Below are 19,794 nucleotides of genomic sequence, written 5' to 3' on the forward strand. Positions count from 1 at the left end.
GTTTACACCTTCTAAGCCTTATATTGTATAAATAAGAAGGCTTTATTTTTATACTTTGTATTACACTTCTGATTAAACACATGTTTACACCACTAAATCCTTGAAACAGCTACTTTTACAAAGCTTTATTTTTAATTTTATATTACATCTTTAAGCAGTTAAAAATCAAGATTGTAATACAATTTTGCAGTTTACCTTCTCTCCCCTGCTCTTCTAACTGCTTTTGAAGGTGTAAACATAGATGGGAGTGAAGTAAATTGAAAGTCTACAGCTTCCGCACAAACAAAGAAGATAAGGACATTGAAGAGCTTCTTGAATCATTAAAGGAAGATAAAAGTCAATACATAAAAGATGCCTTACGTTTCTACAGAGACTTTGGAGCCAAAATAGCAAAAATTGAATTCATATTAGAAAAGCTGGAGCAGTCAGGAATACAAGCACAAACACCGCTGCAGTCCCCGGAACATGAACCAGTTATTGAAAACTCCGATGATGAGAAAATTCTTCTTGAGAGCCTGCAGGACATTCTCTCACTTTAGGTAAACTTACGGGAGGTATAAAGATGGAGAAGCTTTATTCTATTTTAAAAAAGGATACATTGAAGCTACTGAATATGACGTATCGAAGCTTTTTGACCATGTATATACAGATGGATTATACTGGTACAACACTCATAACAACCAGAAGTTAGAAGATGATTTACTAGACTTCCGCATAGGAATTATATATGAAATCTCAAAAATAAAACATCTTTGCAGTATGCAGGGGTGTTTTTCTATTTTTTCAAAACCCGCTGGGCTTTTATGCTTTGTTTTTATAATGCAGGATAAGGCGCACAGCGCACAACACTGACACACAACAGGCAGAGCCTGTTGGATACTGTAAATAAGAGAAACGCACTTCACACCGCTTTTAAGAACACAAAGCAGTAAAAGCACAGTGCAAAACACTTAAAAATCTTGATATTACCTATTTTATCAGTAACGCTTTTAAACAGTAAGGTAAAAAAGGAGGTGTGCTTTTGAAAAAAGTAACAGTTTATCTTTCAGAAGATACTTATGAGGTCCTAAACAACCTGTCTTCTAGAAGAAAAGAATCCATGTCATTGATTGCGAGGAAGATACTCGAAAAAGGATTAAAAGAAGAATCTGCACAAGACGGCATAGACGCAGTCACCGAAGCAGTCCGCAAAGCCATGCGGGATGTGCTAAGACCTACAGAAGATAGATTAGCTAAGCTCATGGCCAAAGCAGCTGTTGCAGCAGCTACAGCAATGTACATGAATGTTCAGACCATAGCAGATTTAGGAAAGCACAATGCTGTTGAAATTTACAACGAAGCAAGAGTTAAAGCAGCTGCTTATCTTAAAGAAAGAGATGATAATGAATGAGTTCTCCTTTTGTGATGAAAATAGCTTTCTATACTCCAACAGCCAAAAACCAAGCCAGAAACAGCGCTCATGTTCAGTACATTGCTACAAGGCCGGGTGCGGATAGAGGGGAACTTAGCATAGGAGATGAACTTGAGCCGGATACTCCTGAATGGCACACAAAATACATGCACGAAAGGCCCGGAAGCCACGGGCTTTTTACTGCTGAAGAGGAAATGCCTGACTTGGGAGAAGTTCAAAAGGAACTTAAAAATCATAATGGTATTGTCTGGAGAATGGTACTCTCTTTAAGGGAAGATGATGCTGTAAGGCTTGGATATACCACAAGAGAGTCATGGGAAAAAGTATTAAGAGCAGTACTTCCTGAAGCTGCAGCAAAAATGGGTATTTTAGAATCAAACTTAAGGTGGGCTGCTGCTTTTCATCAAGTACAGGGTCATCCTCATGTGCATGTAATTCTGTGGGAGAAAGAGCCTAAACGGCTAAGAGGTGTGCTCTCACAGGGTGAAAGAAGAGACATAAGAAAAATATTCATTCGTGAAATATACGCAAAAGAAAGGATGGCACTCACAGCAGAAAAATCAGCAGTAAGGGACCTAATAAGGGATACGGCTAAAAGAGATATTTCAGAGCTGCTGAAGGAGGTAAAAAAAGCAAGAATAGAAATAAAAGCATTAAATGGAGAAAAACCCGGTCTCCCCCCTACTCTTGACCAAACTACAAGAGAGGAGCTTTTAGAAAAGCTTAAAGAGCTGTCTAAAATTATGCCTCAAAAAGGGCGCATTGCTTTTGCTTATATGCCTGAAGAAGTAAAAGAAAAAGCAAAAGAAATTGCTGACTGGCTTTTAAAGCAGCCCGGCTTTTCTCAATCTGTTGAGAGGTATATGGAGCTTGCCAAAGAGCTGGCCAGCCACTACACATCCAATCCCGAAGCTTTAGAAAAAGCAGCAGAAAAGGCATATGAAGACATACAGAAGAGAACAGCTCAGATTGTATTAAAAGGCGCAGCAGCACTGCAGGAAGAAAAAACGGTAGATACTACAAGGCTCACGAACTCAGTATGGCGCTCAGCATGGAGAGCTTTAGAAAGAGAAAGATTAAGAGCAGAAGCAGAATCTACTATTGCAGCTCAAAAAGAAATGGAAAAAAGAAGAATGGCAGAAAGAAGGGGTGAAAGCCGTGAGGTTTAGAGCTGTAGCAGCAACTTTAATCCTCATACTTGATTTTTTATTCATACCTTTTTTACTTCTCTTACCCATTTATGCTAAAGATTACGGCCTAAAAGAAGGTCCCCCTAAGTGGGAGGCATATGTAAAAGAGAAGCCTTTGTCGGGAATATTTTTACTGCTCAAAAGAGAAGATGTAAAGACCCCATGGCTCTGGTTACAGCCTGCTGTTTTTGCAGCTTTAATTTCTGTGCTCTTCCCTATATACACCAGAAAAAGAAGAAAAACTGATGAGCTAGGACTTCCAGAAGCCGCAGGAAGAGGAGAATATGGAACTGCGAGATGGAGAACAGAAAAGGAAGTATCAAAAACTTTTACTGTGTGGAATTTGAACAACAATCCCCCGAAAGGGGGCTTTGTTGTAGGCTTTAATCCTGCTGCAGGAAAAGCATGGCTTGACGCAGGAGATACCCATTTATTAGTTATAGGCTCAACAAGAAGCGGTAAGTCGAGAAGAATAATACTTCCTACAATATGGACTTTAGCAAAAGCAGGAGAAAGCATGATTGTATCTGATCCTAAGGGAGAGTTATACGGATATTCATCAGAGTACTTGAAAAGGCTTGGGTATAAGGTAATTCTCATAGATTTGCGAAATCCATACAGAGGAGACCAGTGGAATCCTGTTTTAGAGGTGGCAGATAAGCTTGAAGCCGGTGATTATTCTGCTGCAAGTCAGAGTGCATGGGACATAGCAAATATAATAACAAACCAGCAGCCTCACATAGGAGTAGACCCTATATGGCCTCAGTCACAGGAAAGCCTTACTGCTGCTTTAATTCTTGCTGTTGCTTCTTCTGCGCCAAAAGAAGCAAAGCATTTGGGAAGTGCTTATGAAATACTTCACCACTTAGGTGCAGGTGGAGGAGAGCTTCTGGATAAATATTTTCGCTTACTTCCAAAAGAACATCCTGCAGCCTCAGCCTATGGAGTTGCAGCCTTATCAGAAGATAGATTAAGAAGCTCCATATTCACAGGAACAGCAGCACAGTTAAGGCTCTGGAGCGACCCTGCTGTTGTTTACCTTACATCTAATAAGGACCATGATTTAGATGCTGTAGGAAAAGAAAAAGCAGCTGTCTTTATAGTTATCCCAGATGAGAGAAGCACACGAAACGTATTAGCAGCACTATATATTTCTCAAGCCTATCAAGCTTTAGTTGACCTTGCAAACAAAAGCGGAGGAAGACTTTCTCAAAGGGTTAACTTTATTCTGGACGAGTTTGGTAACCTTCCTCCAATACCTGACTTTGATAAGAAAATCACTGTAGCAGCAGGAAGAAACATGAGGTTTTTACTAGCGGTTCAGGATATCTCAATGATTAAAGCAAAGTATAAAGAGCTCGCTCAAACAATCACAGGAAACTGCGCCACATGGGTGTATATACTTACAACAGATCCAGAAACAGCGAAGATAATAAGCGTAAAAACAGGACAGTACACAATAAGGACTGAAAGCTACTCTTCTCAAGTTAAGCATACAGATTACAGCCACGGCACATCAGAGGGACTCACGGGAAGGCCTTTATTAACTCAAGACGAAGTTTTGAGGTGGCCTGAAGGGCAAGCCTTGATACTTCAGGCAAGGCAGAATCCCGCATGGCTTCCTTTACCTGACCTTTCTAAATGGCCTGCAGCAAAAGATTTAATTCCTGCTGCTTTAGAAGAAACTACAAGGGAGGTGGTGCATGCTCCTGTATGGATACCTGATGTTGAGAGTGAAGGTATAAAAGAAAAAGATGTAGAGAGAACTAATGAGAATTTATTATCAAAATTAAGATAAGGAGGAGATTTTATGCCAACATTAGTTACAGGTGCTTTTCAACTTTTAAATGATGCTCTTACATGGATTTTATATCTCATTCCTGCTGCTTCTGGTGCAGCTATAGGATATCATGCTTTGATGAAACAAATGGGAGATGGAGATCCTTCTGTAACAGCAGCTCATAACAGAGCTATTAGAAATGTTTTAATTGCTGGAGCAATAGGAATGAGTGCAGCATCACTTGTTAAAGTTGTTTTAGCTTATTTTAAATAAGAGGACGGTTTGAAATCCGTCCTCTTTGGAGGTGATTTTTTTTGTTTAGTGCTATCACAAACATGATTTCAGATGCAGTTACAAACTTTTTTCAGAATTTGCTTGAAAGTTTAGTAAGCATGTTTACTTCATTTTTTGGCGATGAAATGGCAGTTGCTCTTAAAATACTCAATACTCCATATATCACAAATGGGATTAAATTAGCACAGATAATAGCAGGAACATTACTTGCTTTAAAGGTTGCGGCTGAGGCACTAAAGACATATATTCTATATAATTCAGGAGATTCCTCAGCACAGCCCTTAGAACTTGTCAAAAGAACTGCTTTTGCCGCTGCAATGGTTTCAACTTCGCCGTGGTTGGTTACAAAGGTATATACTTTTGGTGCAGATTTAGCAAAAGAAGTAGCTGCTTTACCTGCTGTCAATCTTGAAAATCCTGTTTCAAATATAGTTTCAGGCATTTCGCAAATGTCAACTGCTTTACTGCTAATTCTTTTAGCAGTAATAGTTATATGGATTTTAATTTTAATTCAAACTGCAATAAGAGCCGTTGAAATTGCTTTTATAGCTGTTTCAGGTCCAATTATGGCAGTGGGACTTACACGGCCAGATGAAGGTGTATGGTCTGTATGGTGGAGAGAGCTAGTTGTATTGTCACTATCTCAAGCGGTACAGACATTTATGATTAGAGGATTTTTATCTACAATTGCAAATATGTATTTTACGAGTGAAATTTTGAGTAAATTAATGCTTATAGGCTGGCTGTGGGTAGCTTTTAAAACTCCGTCTGTTTTAAAGCAGTTTGCGTATCATTCTGGACTTGGCTCAGCGGTAGGTCATGCAGGACAGACAGCAGGAAGTATGTATATAATGCGCAAGATAATAATGAAAGGATGATGTGGAGTTGTATCAGGTACCTAAAAATATTTCTGCACGATTTGAGTTTTTCTCCGGCTTCGGCTGGAAAGAGCTCTTTTATGTACTTTTAGGTCTTTCACTAGGCTTTTTTGTTTATTTGATTTTATCTCTCTTTACTCACTCTCCTGTTAGATACCTAGTAGTGTTTATCTTTACAGGTCTTGCCTATTTTGCAGTTATCCCCGGTCCTGACGGGAGCAGTGTGTTAAATCTCATCAAATACTACCTCAAATGGAGTAAGAAACAAAAGAGATACCTTTATGTGCAGGGAGGGTATACGAATTGATAGGAATCTTTAAGAAAGAGAAAGCTTCAGGAAAAGATAAAGCAAAAATAGAAGAGCAGAAAAGAAAGACTGTGCAGGAGTGGCTTCCTGTAAGAGATGTTGCTGAGGATTTAATGGTTTTAAAGGATGGAAGGTACGTGTGTGTTTTAAAGGTCATGCCTTTAAATATCAGCTTAAAAAGTGAAAATGAAAAGAAAAGAATTATACAGACAGTCTATGAGGCTTTAAACGGCTTTAAGGATTCCATGCAGATATTTTCTATAGGAAGACCAGTAGACCTCGACTCTTACATCAGCTACCTTCAAACAAAATCTAAGGAAGAGACAAACATAACCAAGAAAAGATTACTTCAGGAGTATTTAAAATACGTTGCTTCTATTGTCACAAGCGGTGAAGCAGTAGAAAGACGCTTTTTTATTATGCTCTCAGGCAAGGAAAAAGAAGAGTTAAAAGCAAAAGCCCATGAGCTTGCTAATAATCTTGAAAAGTCAGGTCTAAAAGTAGAGTTGGCGCAGGACCAAGACATAATAGACCTTCTCTTCAGCTTCAGCCACCCATCACAGGCGGCATTTGAAAGAGCACCTTTATTTTCAGGACCCTACTTACCACCTGTGTATTCTTAAGTGAGGTGAGAAATGTGAAGAAAAAAGAGAATACAAGTGTACTTACAGGCTTAGTAGATATGATTTCACCGCAGGCATTAGAGTTTAACGCAAGACAGATTGTTTTCAATGACCAGCTTGCAAGAATTATGGTCATTGCAGGCTATCCTCCTAAAGTTTCTGCTGCATGGCTTTCAAGAACTGCAGGAATGCCTGGAGTGATATGCTCAGTTCATCTTGAACCTACAGACTCTATAGATTTAATAAACAGCTTAAATAAGGCTATTGGTGAATATGCAGGAAGGCTTGAGATGGGCGGCAATGCCCTTTCCATGCAGAGAACAGAGCAGGCTTTAAAAGACGCAGAAGAGCTTATGAGGAAAATAGATCAGGAACAGCAGCAGGTGTTTTATGTTACAGTCGTCTTAATGATTTTAGCTTCCGACCAGCAGGAGCTTGACAGAAGAACACGTCAGGTTGAGGCTTCTTTAGCAGCTTCAGGTATGAGAGGCAGAGTCCTGATATTCCGCCAAGAAGCAGGACTTAAAGCAGCAGGGCCCTTCTGTACACTGCCTAACAAGGTTAAAGAAACAGGAGCGAGGAATATGCCTGCTGAAACTGCTGCTGCTTCCTTCCCCTTCACTGCTTCAGGCATAAACGATGGAAGCGGTGTTGTCTTAGGAAAAGACAGAGACGGCGGATTGGTTTTAGTTGATATCTGGAAGCGTGGAGGAGACAGGACAAATTCCAACTGGACTATTCTTGCAAAGCCCGGCGCAGGAAAAAGCTTCACTGCTAAGATGCTTCTTTTAAGAGAGTACATGCAGGGAAGCAGAATCATAATCATAGACCCTGAAAGAGAGTACAAAGATATGTGCAGAAAATTAGGAGGTGTGTGGATTAACTGCACAGGTGGCGAAGGAAAGATAAATCCACTTCAGGTAAGATTAAGATCAATTGAAGAGGAAGAAGAAAAGGAAGTCAGCAACATTCAAAGCCCACTAGCTCTTCATATACAGACTTTAAGAACTTTCTTCAGCCTATACCTTAGAGACTTAACAGACACAGAAAAGGCAGCTTTAGAGGATGCATTAGTAGAAGTGTATAAGGAAGCGGGCATTACATGGGATACAGACCCGAAAGATATTCCAAATGAAAAGTGGCCAACTGTGAGGGAATTATATAAATACCTTGTTAAAAAAGCGGAAGAAAATCCCGAAGCTTATGGAAGGCTTTCAGTGCTTTTGAAAAGAGCGGCAGAAGGAGCAGACTCATACCTTTGGGCAGGACCAACTGCCGTAGAGGCTGATTCTGATTTTATTGTTTTTGATGTTCATGACCTCCAGAATGCTGAAGACCAAGTTAAAAGAGCGCAGTACTTCAATGTCCTTTCTTTTGCATGGAACATACTTGAAAGGGATAAAAGAGAGAGAACTGTTTTGGTTGTAGATGAAGCATGGATGCTTGTAGACCCACAGACACCTCAGGCAATTGCATTTTTAAGAGATACATCAAAGAGAATAAGAAAGTACAATGGAAGTTTGGTTGTCATAAGCCAGAACGTTATAGACTTTTTAGCACCAGAAGTTCAGAGATACGGCCAAGCTCTGCTGGATAATCCGACCTACAAGCTCCTTTTAGCTCAAGGAGAAAAGGACTTAGAGGCAATAACAACTCTTATGAACCTTTCTGAGGCAGAGCACGACCTTCTGACAAATGCAAAAAGAGGAGAAGGACTTTTTGTAGCAGGTACTCAAAGAATTCACATAAAGATTGAGGCAGCACCTTATGAACTTTCATATCTTACCGGAGGCGGAAGCTGATGAATGTTTTAGGCAAAGTGCTTCTGGCTTTTCTGCCAGATGATTTGGAAAGTGTTATTAAGTTTGCTCTTCTTTTTATTTTAGTCCCAGTTGTATTTCTTACCCTTGCTTTTGCAGGACCTATTACTGCTGTTGAGAAAATACCTCTTGTTAGTTATGAGCAGGCCCAAATGTATATTAGTACTGCAAAAAAAGTAAGTGAAAGTACTAAAAATCCCTACAGCGAAGGTGTAGAGATTGACTGGAAGCAGCTTGTTGCTATAGATGCTGTAAGGTTCAGACAGGATTTTAGTAAAGCAAATTCTCAAGAAGCTGAAGAGCTTGCAAAGCTGTTTATAGAAAAAGTAGGTGAAGTAAAAGTAAAAGAGGGCGATGAAGTTAAAGTTTATCCTATATATAGGCTTAGAAGTCTTGATGAAGTTTTAAATATTTTACACTTTTCTAGAGAAGAAAAGGAAAAGGTAAAAGAATTTTTAAGCATTGATTTTTCAGCTCTATTGGACTATGCTCCCTCTGTTCCTGAAGGGTTTATCCCTATTGAAAAAAATCTCAAATGGCCTTTACCGGGGACGTATACCATTACCTCGGGCTTTGGTCCAAGAATTGACCCTGTATACGGGGTAGAAAGATTTCACTCAGGTGTAGATATAGCTGCACCAGCAGGCACGCCTGTTAGAGCTGCTTTAGACGGAGAAGTAGTCTATGCAGGATGGAATGACGGCTACGGCTTAGTGGTTTTTATATGGCACAGCAGCAGTTTAGAGACAAGATATGCTCACTTATCTTCCATAGTAGTAAAGCAGAGGCAGGTTGTAAGAGCTGGTGATGTGATTGGATATGTAGGCTCTACAGGAAAGAGCACAGGCCCTCATTTGCATTTTGAGGTAAGAATCGGTGGGAAGGCTGTAAATCCACTTGACTTTTTTAATTAAGAAAGGAGGTGTAATTTTGCTTATTTCACTTATTGCTACAAAGCAGATGGCTGAGCAGATAAAAAAAGCTTTAGCTGATGCAGGAGATGTAGTTTTTGAACATGTTGGTAAATTAGATTCTGAGAGTGTCAAAGAAATATTTTATTCTGCTTCTCGGGTCTCTGCAGATGTACTTATTGTAGACCTCGATGTTTTTTCAGGTAAAGAAATTGTTTCTGCTCTTCAAGGTTTCAGAATTGCAAGACCTAATACAAGAATAATTGTAATTGCACCTGACAGAAAACCGGGTGATGAAATAATTTCTTCCATAGTTGGCTTGGGCATATATGACATAGCAGCAGAAGGAAAAGAGTCTAATTGGAGTGAGATAATTAAAAATATTTTGCTTTCGCCTCCAGCCACATATGCTCAAGCTGCAAGATGGCATACGGGTCAGCTTTTGAATGCTTCTATACAGACAAAGGAAAGGGTTATTATAGAAGAAAGGCCTGCTGGCATTGTTACTGTAGCGGTATCTGCTACTGCTCACGGTATAGGATGTACTTATACAGCTCTCTCTGTGGCTTCATTTCTTTCACGTTTAGGACATTCTGCAGCAGTTATAGAAGACAGCCAGAAGCCTGTATTTTCTTTTCTTTGCAGTGTTTTAAAAGCAAAAGAAGGAAAAGTAGAAGGTTCTTATACTGTTCATGGAATAGATATTTTTCCAGTAGATAAAAGCGGAGATAATGGTAATTGGAATTATGACATGCTTCTTAAAAAAATTAAAGAAGGACAGTATGAATATGTTGTTAGAGACCTTGGAGTTTTGAATTCACCAAGAAGAAGAGAAATGTACGGAGCAGATATAGCTTTTGTTGTGGCTTCTGCTGCAAAGTGGAGATGGCATGAGGTTATTGAGAGGATCGACGGAGACTTTGATATTATTTTTCCTTTAGCATCACAGAATAATGTTGAGGAAATTTCTTTTTATGCGGGAATTAAAGGAACAGCTTTATCTTACTGTCCAAATCCTTTTGCTGAAGAAAATGATTCTGTTTTTTTAAAACTGCTTGCTCCTGTACTGCCAAGCAGAAGAAAAAAGAGAATTTTGTTTGGGGTTTTTTAAATTAAAGTGTATTGTTCTTTAATTTAAAAGCAAAATTTTTGAAAAATAATAAAGGATTTCTTTGCTTTATGTAGAAATATATACTAGAAAGTGGTTAGGTTTTAACATTTATAGAGAAGTATTAGGGGGTTATTGTATGGGAGGGAAGTTTAAATGGACTAAGTTTGAAAACTGCGATATTAATGATCCTTTTTTTAATTCTCTCAAGCAAGATTATCCAGAATTCCCTCAGTGGTTTATGAAGAAAAGTAAAAATGGAGAAAGTGCTCTTGTATGTGAGGACGAAAAAGGCCTTAGTGCGTTTCTTTATTTGAAAGAAGAAAAAGAGCCTATTGAACTTATTGATCAGATTTTACCCAGCAAAAAGAGAATAAAAATAGGAACTCTTAAGTTAGATGAGAGAATCCAAGGACAAAGGCTTGGAGAAGGTGCTATAGGTGTAGCGCTTTGGAGATGGCAGGAATCTAAAGCAGAAGAGATATACTTAACAGTATTTCCTAAACATACTCTATTGATTGAATTAATTGAAAAATTTGGTTTTACATATATGGGTAAAAATAAGAGAGGAGAAAATATCTATTTAAAGAGCAAGAAAAAGATATATTACAGTGACCCTTTTAAGGCGTTTCCGTTTTTAAATCCGTATTTTGAAAAAGCCGGATATATACCTATTTATGATTATTACCATGATACACTTTTTCCGTATTCTGAACTCTATAATACTAAACAAGAAGTAGAGGAAAAAGCTGCAGCGAATGGAATTACGAAAGTATTTATAGGATTCCCTACTTCAAATTTACACCATAAAGTGGGTGAACCTGTTATAATCTATAGGATTGATACAAAGGCAGAAAAAAATAAACAGTATAAGTCTGCTGCTACTTCTTTTTGCACTTTAACTAATTTGACCATTATTAAAAGCGATAACATTCCTAACATTGATTTAGATAAATTTATAAAACTAGCAGGGAATAAAACTGTTTATTCTCCTGAGGAATTGGAGCAGTTTTTTTATGAGAAGAAAAATATAGTTTTAATAGAAATGGTTTATAACGGTTTTTTTGGAAAAGGGAAAAATGTAACTTTTAAAGAATTAAATGAAAAGGGTCTATTCAATGATTATCCATACAATATTGTACTTTCACGAGAACAGTTTATATCAATCTTAGAAATGGGTGGTAAGGATGTCTCAAATATTATTATCAATAAGACCTGAATATGTGGAAAGTATTTTTAAGGGTACCAAACGCTTTGAATACAGAAAAATAAAGTTTGCTAGAAAAGATGTAAATAAAATATTAATTTATTGTACTGCACCAGTTATGAAAGTTGTTGGAGAAGCGGAAATACTAGATGTTATTGAAGATACTCCTTCCGCAGTATGGGAAAAAACCAAAGATTATGCAGGTATTGATAAAAAACTTTTTGATGACTATTACAAAAATAAAGAAAAGGCTGTTGCCTATCGGCTTGGAAACGTAAAAAAATATCTTAAACCAATTAAACTAACGGATTTGGGAATAAGCTTTGTTCCGCAATCTTTTGTGTATATTGAGTCTTAAAAAATTTTATAGAGTAAATTTTCTTTAAGGTATTTTTACTTAATATGTATTTTTGCTAAGATACTTGGAATTAATTGAAGTTGAACCAGATTTTTCGTTTTCGCTTCGCTCAAATCAAAAATCTGGTTAAGAGAGCACCTCTGCTTTCGCAGACGTGCTTTTTTTGTTTGCCCCCGCAGAGAAGATTATACGCCTGCTCGCCTTACGGTCAAGGGGCAGGCCTTCGGTCGGTGAGCATATCCTCCCTCGCTTACGCTCGGTCCGGTATCCCTCCCCGACCCCTTGACCTTCGGCTCGCAGGCTGTTTTGCTTTTAACTGCCGGGGGCAAACAACAATCAAAAATGAGAAAGTCTGTGAAGGAGGTGCTGGCAGTGAGTGTGAGTGCAGCTTCTTGAACGCAAAAATACTCCTTATAAGGTGGGTTCCTTTAATAATCACAGAATTTTATAAAAAATACTATCAAATGATTGCAAAATTATTTGAAATGTGATAAAATATTAAGTGAAAGGAGTATATGCTATGACTGATATTGAGGAAATTAAAAAATTCCTCAATAATGTTAAAGAATTGATGAAATCAGGTGCTTTTGATTTTGTTCCTCGAAAGAAGAATATGGATTCAATTAAAGAAGCTGGCCTGACAATTAAGCATGTTAAAGAGATTATTATGGATTTGACTTACAAAAATTATTATAGAGGTCCTAGTGTGGATGTAGGCACTAATAGAGAGGGTTTTATATGGGAATTTGGGTATGATATTGAAGGAACAGACTTTTACATAAAGCTCAAAATTGAAAGAAGAGGAGAAAAAGAATGCTTGGTATGCCTTTCTTTCCACAGAACAGAACAGCCGTTAGTTTATCCGTACAAGTTGAGGAGGTGAAAAGTGTGAAGAAGTTTTGTCCTGTTTGCGGTAAAGAGCAAGAAACGAAAGTGATTGAAAAAGAAGAAATATCAACTGTTAGAGGAGATGAAATAAAGGCATTGGCAAAGATAAGGGTGTGCAGTGTTTGCGGTGAGGAGCTGTTTGATGAGGAGCTGGAAGAAGAGAATATACAAAGGGTTTATGATATATATCGGAAAAAGCATGGCATACTCTCACCTGATGAGATAAGAAACATTAGAGAAAGTTATAGATTAAGTCAGAGGGCTTTTGCCAAGCTTTTGGGCATAGGCGAAGCTTCTATTGCAAGGTATGAAACTGGAGCTCTGCCTGAAAAGTCTTTGAGCAACATGATAATGCTTTTAAAGGATCCAGAGAATATGGAAAAACTTCTTGAGAAAAATAAGGAAGCTCTAACTCCTAGAGAAAAGATGAGGCTTTTACGCAGATTAAAAGAAATAAAAAAAGATGAAGAAGAAAATGCTGTGAAAATTTCTAAAGAACTTTACAGCCTGCTGGAAGATAAAGCTAGAAGGGAAGGAAAGAGTACCGATAAATTTATTGAAGAGATTTTAAGGAAAGTTATTTAAAAATTTAAACAGAAAGGAGTATCCTTATGAGAAAGATAATTTCAATGATAATCGCTATCTTATTAATCTTTTTATCCATTCCTGCTTTTGCGCAAACTGGAGGTCAAGAAGAACAGCTCCCCTATCAAGAGTGGATAGATAAAGGATGGATAAAAGCAGTATCACCTGATGAAAATGGGCATGATAAATTAGGTTGGTACTACATCATGCCCGGAAAAGAAAAAGAAATAGCTTACAATGATAAGCTTAAGAATACAGATAGGTTAATTATTGTTGATGGCTCGTTTTATAAAAATGATTTAGATTATTACTATAAAGAAGGACGAAGTGCTGCAGCATTAAGAGACATTACTACATTAAGAGAAAGTTACAAAGAATTATATGGAGAAATCCGTTATAATCATCCTGATACGCTAAAATACGATTTTTGGAAAGGGCTTGTCACAATAAACCTAGTCAGTATTAACGGGACTCCGTGGCAAGAGACAAAATATAGAGATATATTACTTCAGTACTTCTATGACAGATGGGAAGGTTTAAAGGACCCTGCATATAATAAGTATTTAATCGATCCTAAATGGAATGGATATACTATGGAGTGCATTTACAATTGGGATGGTGTTGACGTATGGATAGGTAAGGACGATATTACTGTAAGATATGAACTGAAAGAATACAAGAAAAAACTTCCCACAAAAGTCATATCAGACAGTGGTGTTGCAATGATACCACTCCGCGGTGTTATGGAAGAATTAGGAGCAGCTGTTGATTACAATGCTAAAACCCAGCAGATAACCATAAAAGATAAGGGAAAAACTGTGGTGCTGAAAATAGGGTCTGACACTGCACTGGTAGACGGCAGAGTAGTTAAAATGCCAAGAAAAGTATATGTGAAAAATGGATACACAATGCTTCCTTTAAGGTTTGTTGCTGAAAATTTAGACCATGCAGTAGAATACCTAAATGATGGAACAATAATGATTTGGAGAGCAAAATACACTACACCACCGAGTATATAAAGAGGCTTCAGCCGAGTCTGAAGCTTCTTTTCTTTTTCTAAAAATTTCTGAAAGGAGTTGGTGCTTTTGTTTAAAAGAATTGTCTCTGTAGCTGTTCTTATTACATTTCTAGCTGGATTAGTATACATCCCTAAATTAGAAAATGCTTATGCGGCAGTAATTGATGATTCAGGGGATTTGAATTTAGCTATTGATACTCCTGTGACAATTAACGATCGCTCACCAGTTCCTAACCCAATTCCTAAAAAGTCTAACGACAAGAAGCTTTATTCCGGCAAATGGAGTGTACTGGTCAATGGTACACTTGCGGGGTATGACAAGGTAATAAAACATATTTATACACGTGGTAATGCAGAGCAGTACAATTTTATTAAATACAGCACTGTTTCTCAATGGATAAATGTACTTGGCGGTAACCCTACCTTTGTGAATACGTACCTAAATCAAATTAGATTGAGCATATCAGGTTCAAACAGAGTGTATATACGTTATCTCACAGAGCTCTGCGGTGCCCATGTAACAGGATATAGAGTATTGGATGGAAAAGCCGGTAAGGGAGAAGTATATGTTTCAACAACAAGGCCTCCTTCTGCAAATATATCTATTTCACCTACAAATCCAAGGGAAAGTGATAACGTAAAAATTACAGTTTCAGGAACGTCATTCTTTAATTTTTGGAACACCGATTTAAAAAGTGCCTTAGGGCTTCAAGATAAAATTGTATATACAGTGGATATAGATGGTGAAAGAGTAATTAGTGCTAAAACTTTAATAAATCAGCAGGGTTTTACTGATGTAATTACAAGGAAATTCTCCGCAGGACAGCATACTATAACTCTATATGTGAAAGATGCAGTAGACAGGCTTACAAGGAAGGACTACACCTTCACAGTAAGTGCTACACCTACACCACCACCTCCTCCCGGCAATATACAGGCAAAAATAAATCTTATCTTAGATCCACCGTCTCTCAAAGCAGGAACAGCAGGAGATGTAAATGCTACTATAGATGCGACATCTTCTGTGTCAAGCGGAACAGGTCCTTATTCAGCAAGATTCTGGCTTCAGGTAAACGGAACAGATTTATTAGGTTCTGATGGTACAGCAGTAAAAGATTTAAGTTCTCTTTCGCAGGCGAAATATACAAAGTTAATAGCTAATGCAAAACCTGGAGATAAAGTGTGGGCAAAAGTGCGTGTTTATGACCAAAGTATAAACAAATCAGCGGAAACAGAGATTACAAAAGTGATTGGGCAGTATGAAGATGTACCTACTCCGGAGCCTACACCACCTCCAGCACCAGAGCCTGTACCTCCTGTTGCAGTGATAAATGCTCCTTCAGAAGTAATTCAGGGTGATGATGTGTATATAAGCTCTGGAAGCTATGACCCCGATGGGACTATTGTCAACTACAGCTGGAGCATTATTCCTTCAAGCGGCGTAGTAGGTACTCTTTCAGGTGAAAGCGGTACAGTATTTTTTGACAAGGTAGGAACATACACAGTGAGGCTGACGGTAACAGATAACGACGGCTTAACAGATACGGCACAAAAAACTATAGAAGTTAAACCTGCAGTACCTAAAGCATTTTTTGACTACACCGGTGCGTTGAAAGAAAACAGAAAAGTAGTGTTAGATGCGTCAGGCAGCTATACATCGCCGAAGTATCCAATGGTATGGGATGCAACAGAGTGGGAGATAACACCTGCAAGCAGCGGCTTGACACAGGATGACATAAAGATAGTGCCTTCTACAGATATGAAAACAAGAACGGTTCTTTTTAAGAAAGCAGGAGACTATAGAGTAAGAGTAAGGGTAAAAAATAGTGCAGGAAATTATTCTGACTGGTATGAAAGGACTTTGACTGTTGTAGAAGATTTACCTCCTGTTGCAGATTTCTTTGTAATGACCACTGCTTTGAGGGACCCTTCAAACGGCAATATGGCCAAAATAGATCTTATAGATGCTTCCTATTCTCCAGATGGTGATAAAATAGTGCAGAGAATATGGAAATATAAGTATGACAGCAACAACAACGGCAGTTTTGATGATGAGCAGTGGATAACTTTGGACAGTGGCAATAATACTCACCCAGTACTGTATGCAAAAGATGTAGGAAAGTATTTATTTGAACTTTCAGTTAAAGAAGATTTTGGAGAAGAAACCATACCTGAGTTTATATCTCCGTCAGATTATAAAACCAGCGATACTTCAAATAAGCCGATGAAGGATAAAATATGTGAAGTGATAAACTTACAGCCTGTTGTGGATTTTGAAATGTATGAAAAGAAAAAAGCAGAGTTGGTTATAAGGGTTGGTAAACTGAACAATTATGATGCAAGGGTAAAACAGCTGGAGGATGGAATAAATAATTTGCTGATACCTCTTTTAAACAGCAAAAAAATTGATGCAAAAGTGATAGACAGTGACTTTGGGACAGGAACTTATGGAGGAAATACGAGTTTTGATGGCAGCAGGTATACCGTTTCAAGCTATGTAATTAAGGCTACTGTAGATACTGCAGGAAGATTCGGAATTACTACTGTGGAAGGGTTCCCTGGTATTACTACGGATGATAATAAGTACTTGCTTTATGGAGGAGACGTATCAACTACGTCAGCACTTGTAGTGAAAATTGATGGGAATTTGTATGACCTGTATAATTACACACCCACGTCAATTACTACAGAAAATGGCAAAATAGTAGTTAATTACGGTACAATAAATGGAGTAGAAATAAAGGTAATATACACAATCTATGACGATAAATATGTGCTCATAAATTTTGTTGCGACGAATAAAACTACTGTACAAAAGAACATAGGATTTAAGGTGTACTATGATACTTGCGTAGCAGGTAATGATGGTTCTCCAATAAAAGTAACGAATAAGGGATTTGAGATTTACAATGACACATATCAGGTTAGAGCAGTAGGGATATTGAAGGATAATCCAGTAATTACTCCTCCTACAGACTGGCGAATGGAAACATGGAGGAGTAGTAACTATACTTATTTTCCTTACGATGACGGCAGAGCACATTTCAGCAGCAGTTATTATGTTGGACAAACTTATCAGACGGGTGATACGGCAATAAGTTTGTGGTGGCACTCCCAGAGTGTTGCATCCAATCAACAGAGAAGTATTACTACACTCTTAGGTATAGAAAGACCGACAGAAGCAAAACTTGATATGCTTGGAGATAGCCTCTTAAATGTTGTTTTTAATAATTTAAATGCTGGAAAATATGTACTAGTTTTTAATGACCTATCTTTCTTGGATTACAACGATAATAATGCAAAAACAAAGTTTGCAAATGCAATAAATCAATTATCTTCAAAATTAGTAATTGCAGGGCAGACAACATTTCCTGCATCACAAGCAGATGGGCTTATAAGCTTAATCACTAATGGTGGATTTAAAGTTATTGATAACAGTATAAGCAACCAACTGACTGCTATTGCAGAGTATATTGCAAAAGACTTAGAAAACCAGCAAAGGATAATTGAAAAATATGTTGTACTGGGCGAATCAATTGAGATAAAAACTTACTACAACGACCCAGAAAACGACCCGAAGTATGAGGAGAGATGGATGTACCTTCACGACCCAAACTACTTTGAAAACAGCTTAGGTCTTGCGAGCTTTAACGGACAGTACCTGAGTTCTCCTGTAACTGTCTTTGATAAGGTTGGAAAATATGAAGTGGAATATCAGGCAAGAGATAATCCTAAAGATGATGATAGATTTGATAATTATAGGTTGTGGAGCTATAAGCCTTTAAGCACCATGTACATCTATGTTCACAGAAGGCCTATTGCCCAGTTCGCTGTAACAATGACCCCAAGCGGCTCAAACTACATTATCTCAATTACAGACCAAAGCTATGACCTAGACCATATGTCACTGCCTAACAAAGGTATACAGGCATGGGAGTGGAAGTGGAAAGAAGTAAATGAAATAGCATGGCATAATGGAAAAATGTCAGGGACATTCCCTGTAGGAAAAACTTATTTAATATATCTTAGAGTCCAGGATTTAGAAGGAGCATGGAGTGAGCCAAAAGTACAGACAATAACGACGCAGAATATAAATTTACCGCCTGTTGCACAGTTTACTGTAAATCCTGTTGTTCAGGTTGTAAACAAGACAATCACAATAGTTGATCAAAGCTATGACCCTAATGGAGATGCCATTGCAGAACGGCAGTGGAGAGTGCAGAAGCCGGATGGGACATGGATAAACTACGGCAGCACTGTACCTACCAATATACCTTCATTAGGAATTGGAACATATACAATAGAGCTTAAGGTTAGGGATAATCCTCGTGTTGGGACACCACGCTGGTCAGAGCCATATACTCAGACAGTAACGATAATACCTGAAAATAATAAACCTGTAGCAAAATTTACAATCAGTCCGAATCCAGTAGTAGCTGATGAGCCTTTTACAATAACAGACCAGAGCTATGACCCTGACGGTGATCCAATTGTGGCAAGGGTGTGGAAAGTGCAGAAGCCTGATGGAACATGGGTAACGATAAATCAATGGAAGCCTACTTTTGAGGAAATGGGACTTGGGGATGACGGAACATACAAAATACAGTTAAGGGTACTGGATGACCCAACAGGTAGAAATCCAAATCTCACACCGATGTGGTCGGATCCTTATACAGTTACAGTACAAGTTCAAGGAAAGCTTATTGTTATTGGAAGTTCAAACAAAACTACATACAAAGCAGGAGAAGCGATGATTCTCTATGCCCGAACTGAAGGAAAGGCCTACCGTGTAGAAGCAAAAATGTGGTACCCGAAAAATGAATTTACTTCTTCCAATGTGACTACTTTAGTGCCCGATATACCTCTAACCAATCCGCCACAGGATGTGATGACATGGCACACTAGATATACAAAAGCAGAAGGAAGAGATGTTGTGGTAATCATCCCTAAAAACATGCCTGATGGGACTTACAAGATTGTGTTTACAGCCTATAAGCAGTTAGCCAGCGGTGGGACAAAAACAGCAACAGATGTTATTACAGTCAGAGTGAAGGGCACAATATACGACAACTCAAAATCGCAGATAATTGGTCCTAAATTTTGATGTAAAGGCCCTGTATAGAGCAGTTACTCTATACAGGGCATAATTTTTTTATTATCCATTAGTTTTTTATAGTTTTTATTATGCTTTTCCTTTTATGGCTGTTTAGAGGAATAGGCGGAGGAGACGTAAAAATTTTGACTGCTCTGTCTTTTTACGCTGGTTTTAGGATATGGGACATTCTTTTATTTTCATCTATAATTTTTCTCCTCTACTCCCTCGTTCTCCTAAAGTTTAAAACAAAACTTCCTTTTATGCCTGCTCTTTTTGTTGGAATAATAATAAGTTTTTTTGTAAATTTTTAAAAATACCTGT

The 19,794-nt window shown here is 38.0% G+C and carries 19 protein-coding genes; all 19 read left to right on the forward strand.

The window, feature by feature from the left end; all coding sequences use genetic code 11:
- Window positions 1-257 precede the first annotated feature (257 nt).
- A complete protein-coding gene (locus TMATH_RS00370; RefSeq protein ID WP_013149540.1) occupies window positions 258-539 on the forward strand; it encodes a hypothetical protein in 282 nt (93 codons plus the stop codon).
- Window positions 540-597: 58 nt separating this feature from the next.
- Window positions 598-852, forward strand: a complete 255-nt coding sequence (locus TMATH_RS12400; protein WP_332249267.1) for a DUF6710 family protein — start codon at window positions 598-600, stop codon at window positions 850-852.
- 247 nt (window positions 853-1,099) lie between these two features.
- Window positions 1,100-1,390, forward strand: a complete 291-nt coding sequence (locus TMATH_RS00375) for a hypothetical protein (RefSeq protein WP_232192586.1) — start codon at window positions 1,100-1,102, stop codon at window positions 1,388-1,390.
- On the forward strand, window positions 1,387-2,580 hold the full coding sequence (gene mobP3, locus TMATH_RS00380; protein ID WP_013149542.1) for a MobP3 family relaxase: 1,194 nt from the start codon (window positions 1,387-1,389) through the stop codon (window positions 2,578-2,580). Before TMATH_RS00375 ends, mobP3 begins: the two co-directional genes overlap by 4 nt.
- Entirely contained in the window at window positions 2,570-4,399 is a 1,830-nt protein-coding gene (locus tag TMATH_RS00385; RefSeq protein WP_013149543.1) for a VirD4-like conjugal transfer protein, CD1115 family, read from the forward strand. The genes mobP3 and TMATH_RS00385 overlap by 11 nt, the downstream gene beginning before the upstream one ends.
- Window positions 4,400-4,411: 12 nt before the next feature.
- Complete coding sequence (locus tag TMATH_RS00390; RefSeq protein ID WP_006569666.1) at window positions 4,412-4,654, forward strand: hypothetical protein; 243 nt, start codon at window positions 4,412-4,414, stop codon at window positions 4,652-4,654.
- 41 nt (window positions 4,655-4,695) lie between these two features.
- The gene (locus TMATH_RS00395; RefSeq protein ID WP_013149544.1) at window positions 4,696-5,553 is read left to right on the forward strand and encodes a conjugal transfer protein TrbL family protein; all 858 of its coding nucleotides are present in this window, start codon (window positions 4,696-4,698) and stop codon (window positions 5,551-5,553) included.
- Window positions 5,554-5,560: 7 nt separating this feature from the next.
- The gene (locus TMATH_RS00400) at window positions 5,561-5,860 is read left to right on the forward strand and encodes a PrgI family mobile element protein (RefSeq protein WP_013149545.1); all 300 of its coding nucleotides are present in this window, start codon (window positions 5,561-5,563) and stop codon (window positions 5,858-5,860) included.
- Window positions 5,857-6,483: a TraC-like domain-containing protein gene (locus TMATH_RS00405; protein ID WP_013149546.1), complete on the forward strand. Its 627-nt coding sequence runs from the start codon at window positions 5,857-5,859 to the stop codon at window positions 6,481-6,483. The genes TMATH_RS00400 and TMATH_RS00405 overlap by 4 nt, the downstream gene beginning before the upstream one ends.
- Window positions 6,484-6,497: 14 nt before the next feature.
- Window positions 6,498-8,285: a VirB4 family type IV secretion system protein gene (locus TMATH_RS00410; protein WP_013149547.1), complete on the forward strand. Its 1,788-nt coding sequence runs from the start codon at window positions 6,498-6,500 to the stop codon at window positions 8,283-8,285.
- Entirely contained in the window at window positions 8,285-9,217 is a 933-nt protein-coding gene (locus TMATH_RS00415; protein WP_013149548.1) for a M23 family metallopeptidase, read from the forward strand. The genes TMATH_RS00410 and TMATH_RS00415 overlap by 1 nt, the downstream gene beginning before the upstream one ends.
- A gap of 16 nt (window positions 9,218-9,233) precedes the next feature.
- The gene (locus TMATH_RS00420) at window positions 9,234-10,325 is read left to right on the forward strand and encodes a hypothetical protein (protein ID WP_013149549.1); all 1,092 of its coding nucleotides are present in this window, start codon (window positions 9,234-9,236) and stop codon (window positions 10,323-10,325) included.
- Window positions 10,326-10,461: 136 nt separating this feature from the next.
- Window positions 10,462-11,541 carry a hypothetical protein gene (locus TMATH_RS00425; RefSeq protein ID WP_232192588.1) on the forward strand — a complete coding sequence of 360 codons (1,080 nt, stop codon included), beginning with the start codon at window positions 10,462-10,464 and terminating at the stop codon, window positions 11,539-11,541.
- Window positions 11,510-11,887: an ASCH domain-containing protein gene (locus TMATH_RS00430; protein WP_006569658.1), complete on the forward strand. Its 378-nt coding sequence runs from the start codon at window positions 11,510-11,512 to the stop codon at window positions 11,885-11,887. Before TMATH_RS00425 ends, TMATH_RS00430 begins: the two co-directional genes overlap by 32 nt.
- 520 nt (window positions 11,888-12,407) lie before the next feature.
- Window positions 12,408-12,770: a type II toxin-antitoxin system MqsR family toxin gene (locus TMATH_RS00435; RefSeq protein WP_013149552.1), complete on the forward strand. Its 363-nt coding sequence runs from the start codon at window positions 12,408-12,410 to the stop codon at window positions 12,768-12,770.
- A gap of 5 nt (window positions 12,771-12,775) precedes the next feature.
- Complete coding sequence (locus tag TMATH_RS00440; RefSeq protein WP_013149553.1) at window positions 12,776-13,360, forward strand: type II toxin-antitoxin system MqsA family antitoxin; 585 nt, start codon at window positions 12,776-12,778, stop codon at window positions 13,358-13,360.
- Window positions 13,361-13,386: 26 nt separating this feature from the next.
- Window positions 13,387-14,379 carry a stalk domain-containing protein gene (locus TMATH_RS00445; protein WP_013149554.1) on the forward strand — a complete coding sequence of 331 codons (993 nt, stop codon included), beginning with the start codon at window positions 13,387-13,389 and terminating at the stop codon, window positions 14,377-14,379.
- 60 nt (window positions 14,380-14,439) lie between these two features.
- Window positions 14,440-19,482, forward strand: a complete 5,043-nt coding sequence (locus tag TMATH_RS00450; protein WP_232192589.1) for a PKD domain-containing protein — start codon at window positions 14,440-14,442, stop codon at window positions 19,480-19,482.
- A 68-nt stretch (window positions 19,483-19,550) separates the two neighbouring features.
- The gene (locus tag TMATH_RS12440) at window positions 19,551-19,784 is read left to right on the forward strand and encodes an A24 family peptidase (RefSeq protein WP_408643077.1); all 234 of its coding nucleotides are present in this window, start codon (window positions 19,551-19,553) and stop codon (window positions 19,782-19,784) included.
- Window positions 19,785-19,794 lie beyond the last annotated feature (10 nt).

It is taken from the genome of Thermoanaerobacter mathranii subsp. mathranii str. A3 (genome assembly GCF_000092965.1).
GTDB classification, from domain to species: domain Bacteria; phylum Bacillota; class Thermoanaerobacteria; order Thermoanaerobacterales; family Thermoanaerobacteraceae; genus Thermoanaerobacter; species Thermoanaerobacter thermocopriae.

Excerpts from the sequence above, each read along its gene's own strand:
- TMATH_RS00375 (WP_232192586.1), top strand. The coding sequence starts at position 1,100 with ATGTCATTGATTGCGAGGAAGATACTCGAAAAAGGATTAAAAGAAGAA.
- mobP3 (WP_013149542.1), top strand. The coding sequence starts at position 1,387 with ATGAGTTCTCCTTTTGTGATGAAAATAGCTTTCTATACTCCAACAGCC.
- TMATH_RS00390 (WP_006569666.1), top strand. The coding sequence starts at position 4,412 with ATGCCAACATTAGTTACAGGTGCTTTTCAACTTTTAAATGATGCTCTT.
- TMATH_RS00415 (WP_013149548.1), top strand. The coding sequence starts at position 8,285 with ATGAATGTTTTAGGCAAAGTGCTTCTGGCTTTTCTGCCAGATGATTTG.
- TMATH_RS00425 (WP_232192588.1), top strand. The coding sequence starts at position 10,462 with ATGGGAGGGAAGTTTAAATGGACTAAGTTTGAAAACTGCGATATTAAT.
- TMATH_RS00430 (WP_006569658.1), top strand. The coding sequence starts at position 11,510 with ATGTCTCAAATATTATTATCAATAAGACCTGAATATGTGGAAAGTATT.
- TMATH_RS00435 (WP_013149552.1), top strand. The coding sequence starts at position 12,408 with ATGACTGATATTGAGGAAATTAAAAAATTCCTCAATAATGTTAAAGAA.
- TMATH_RS00445 (WP_013149554.1), top strand. The coding sequence starts at position 13,387 with ATGAGAAAGATAATTTCAATGATAATCGCTATCTTATTAATCTTTTTA.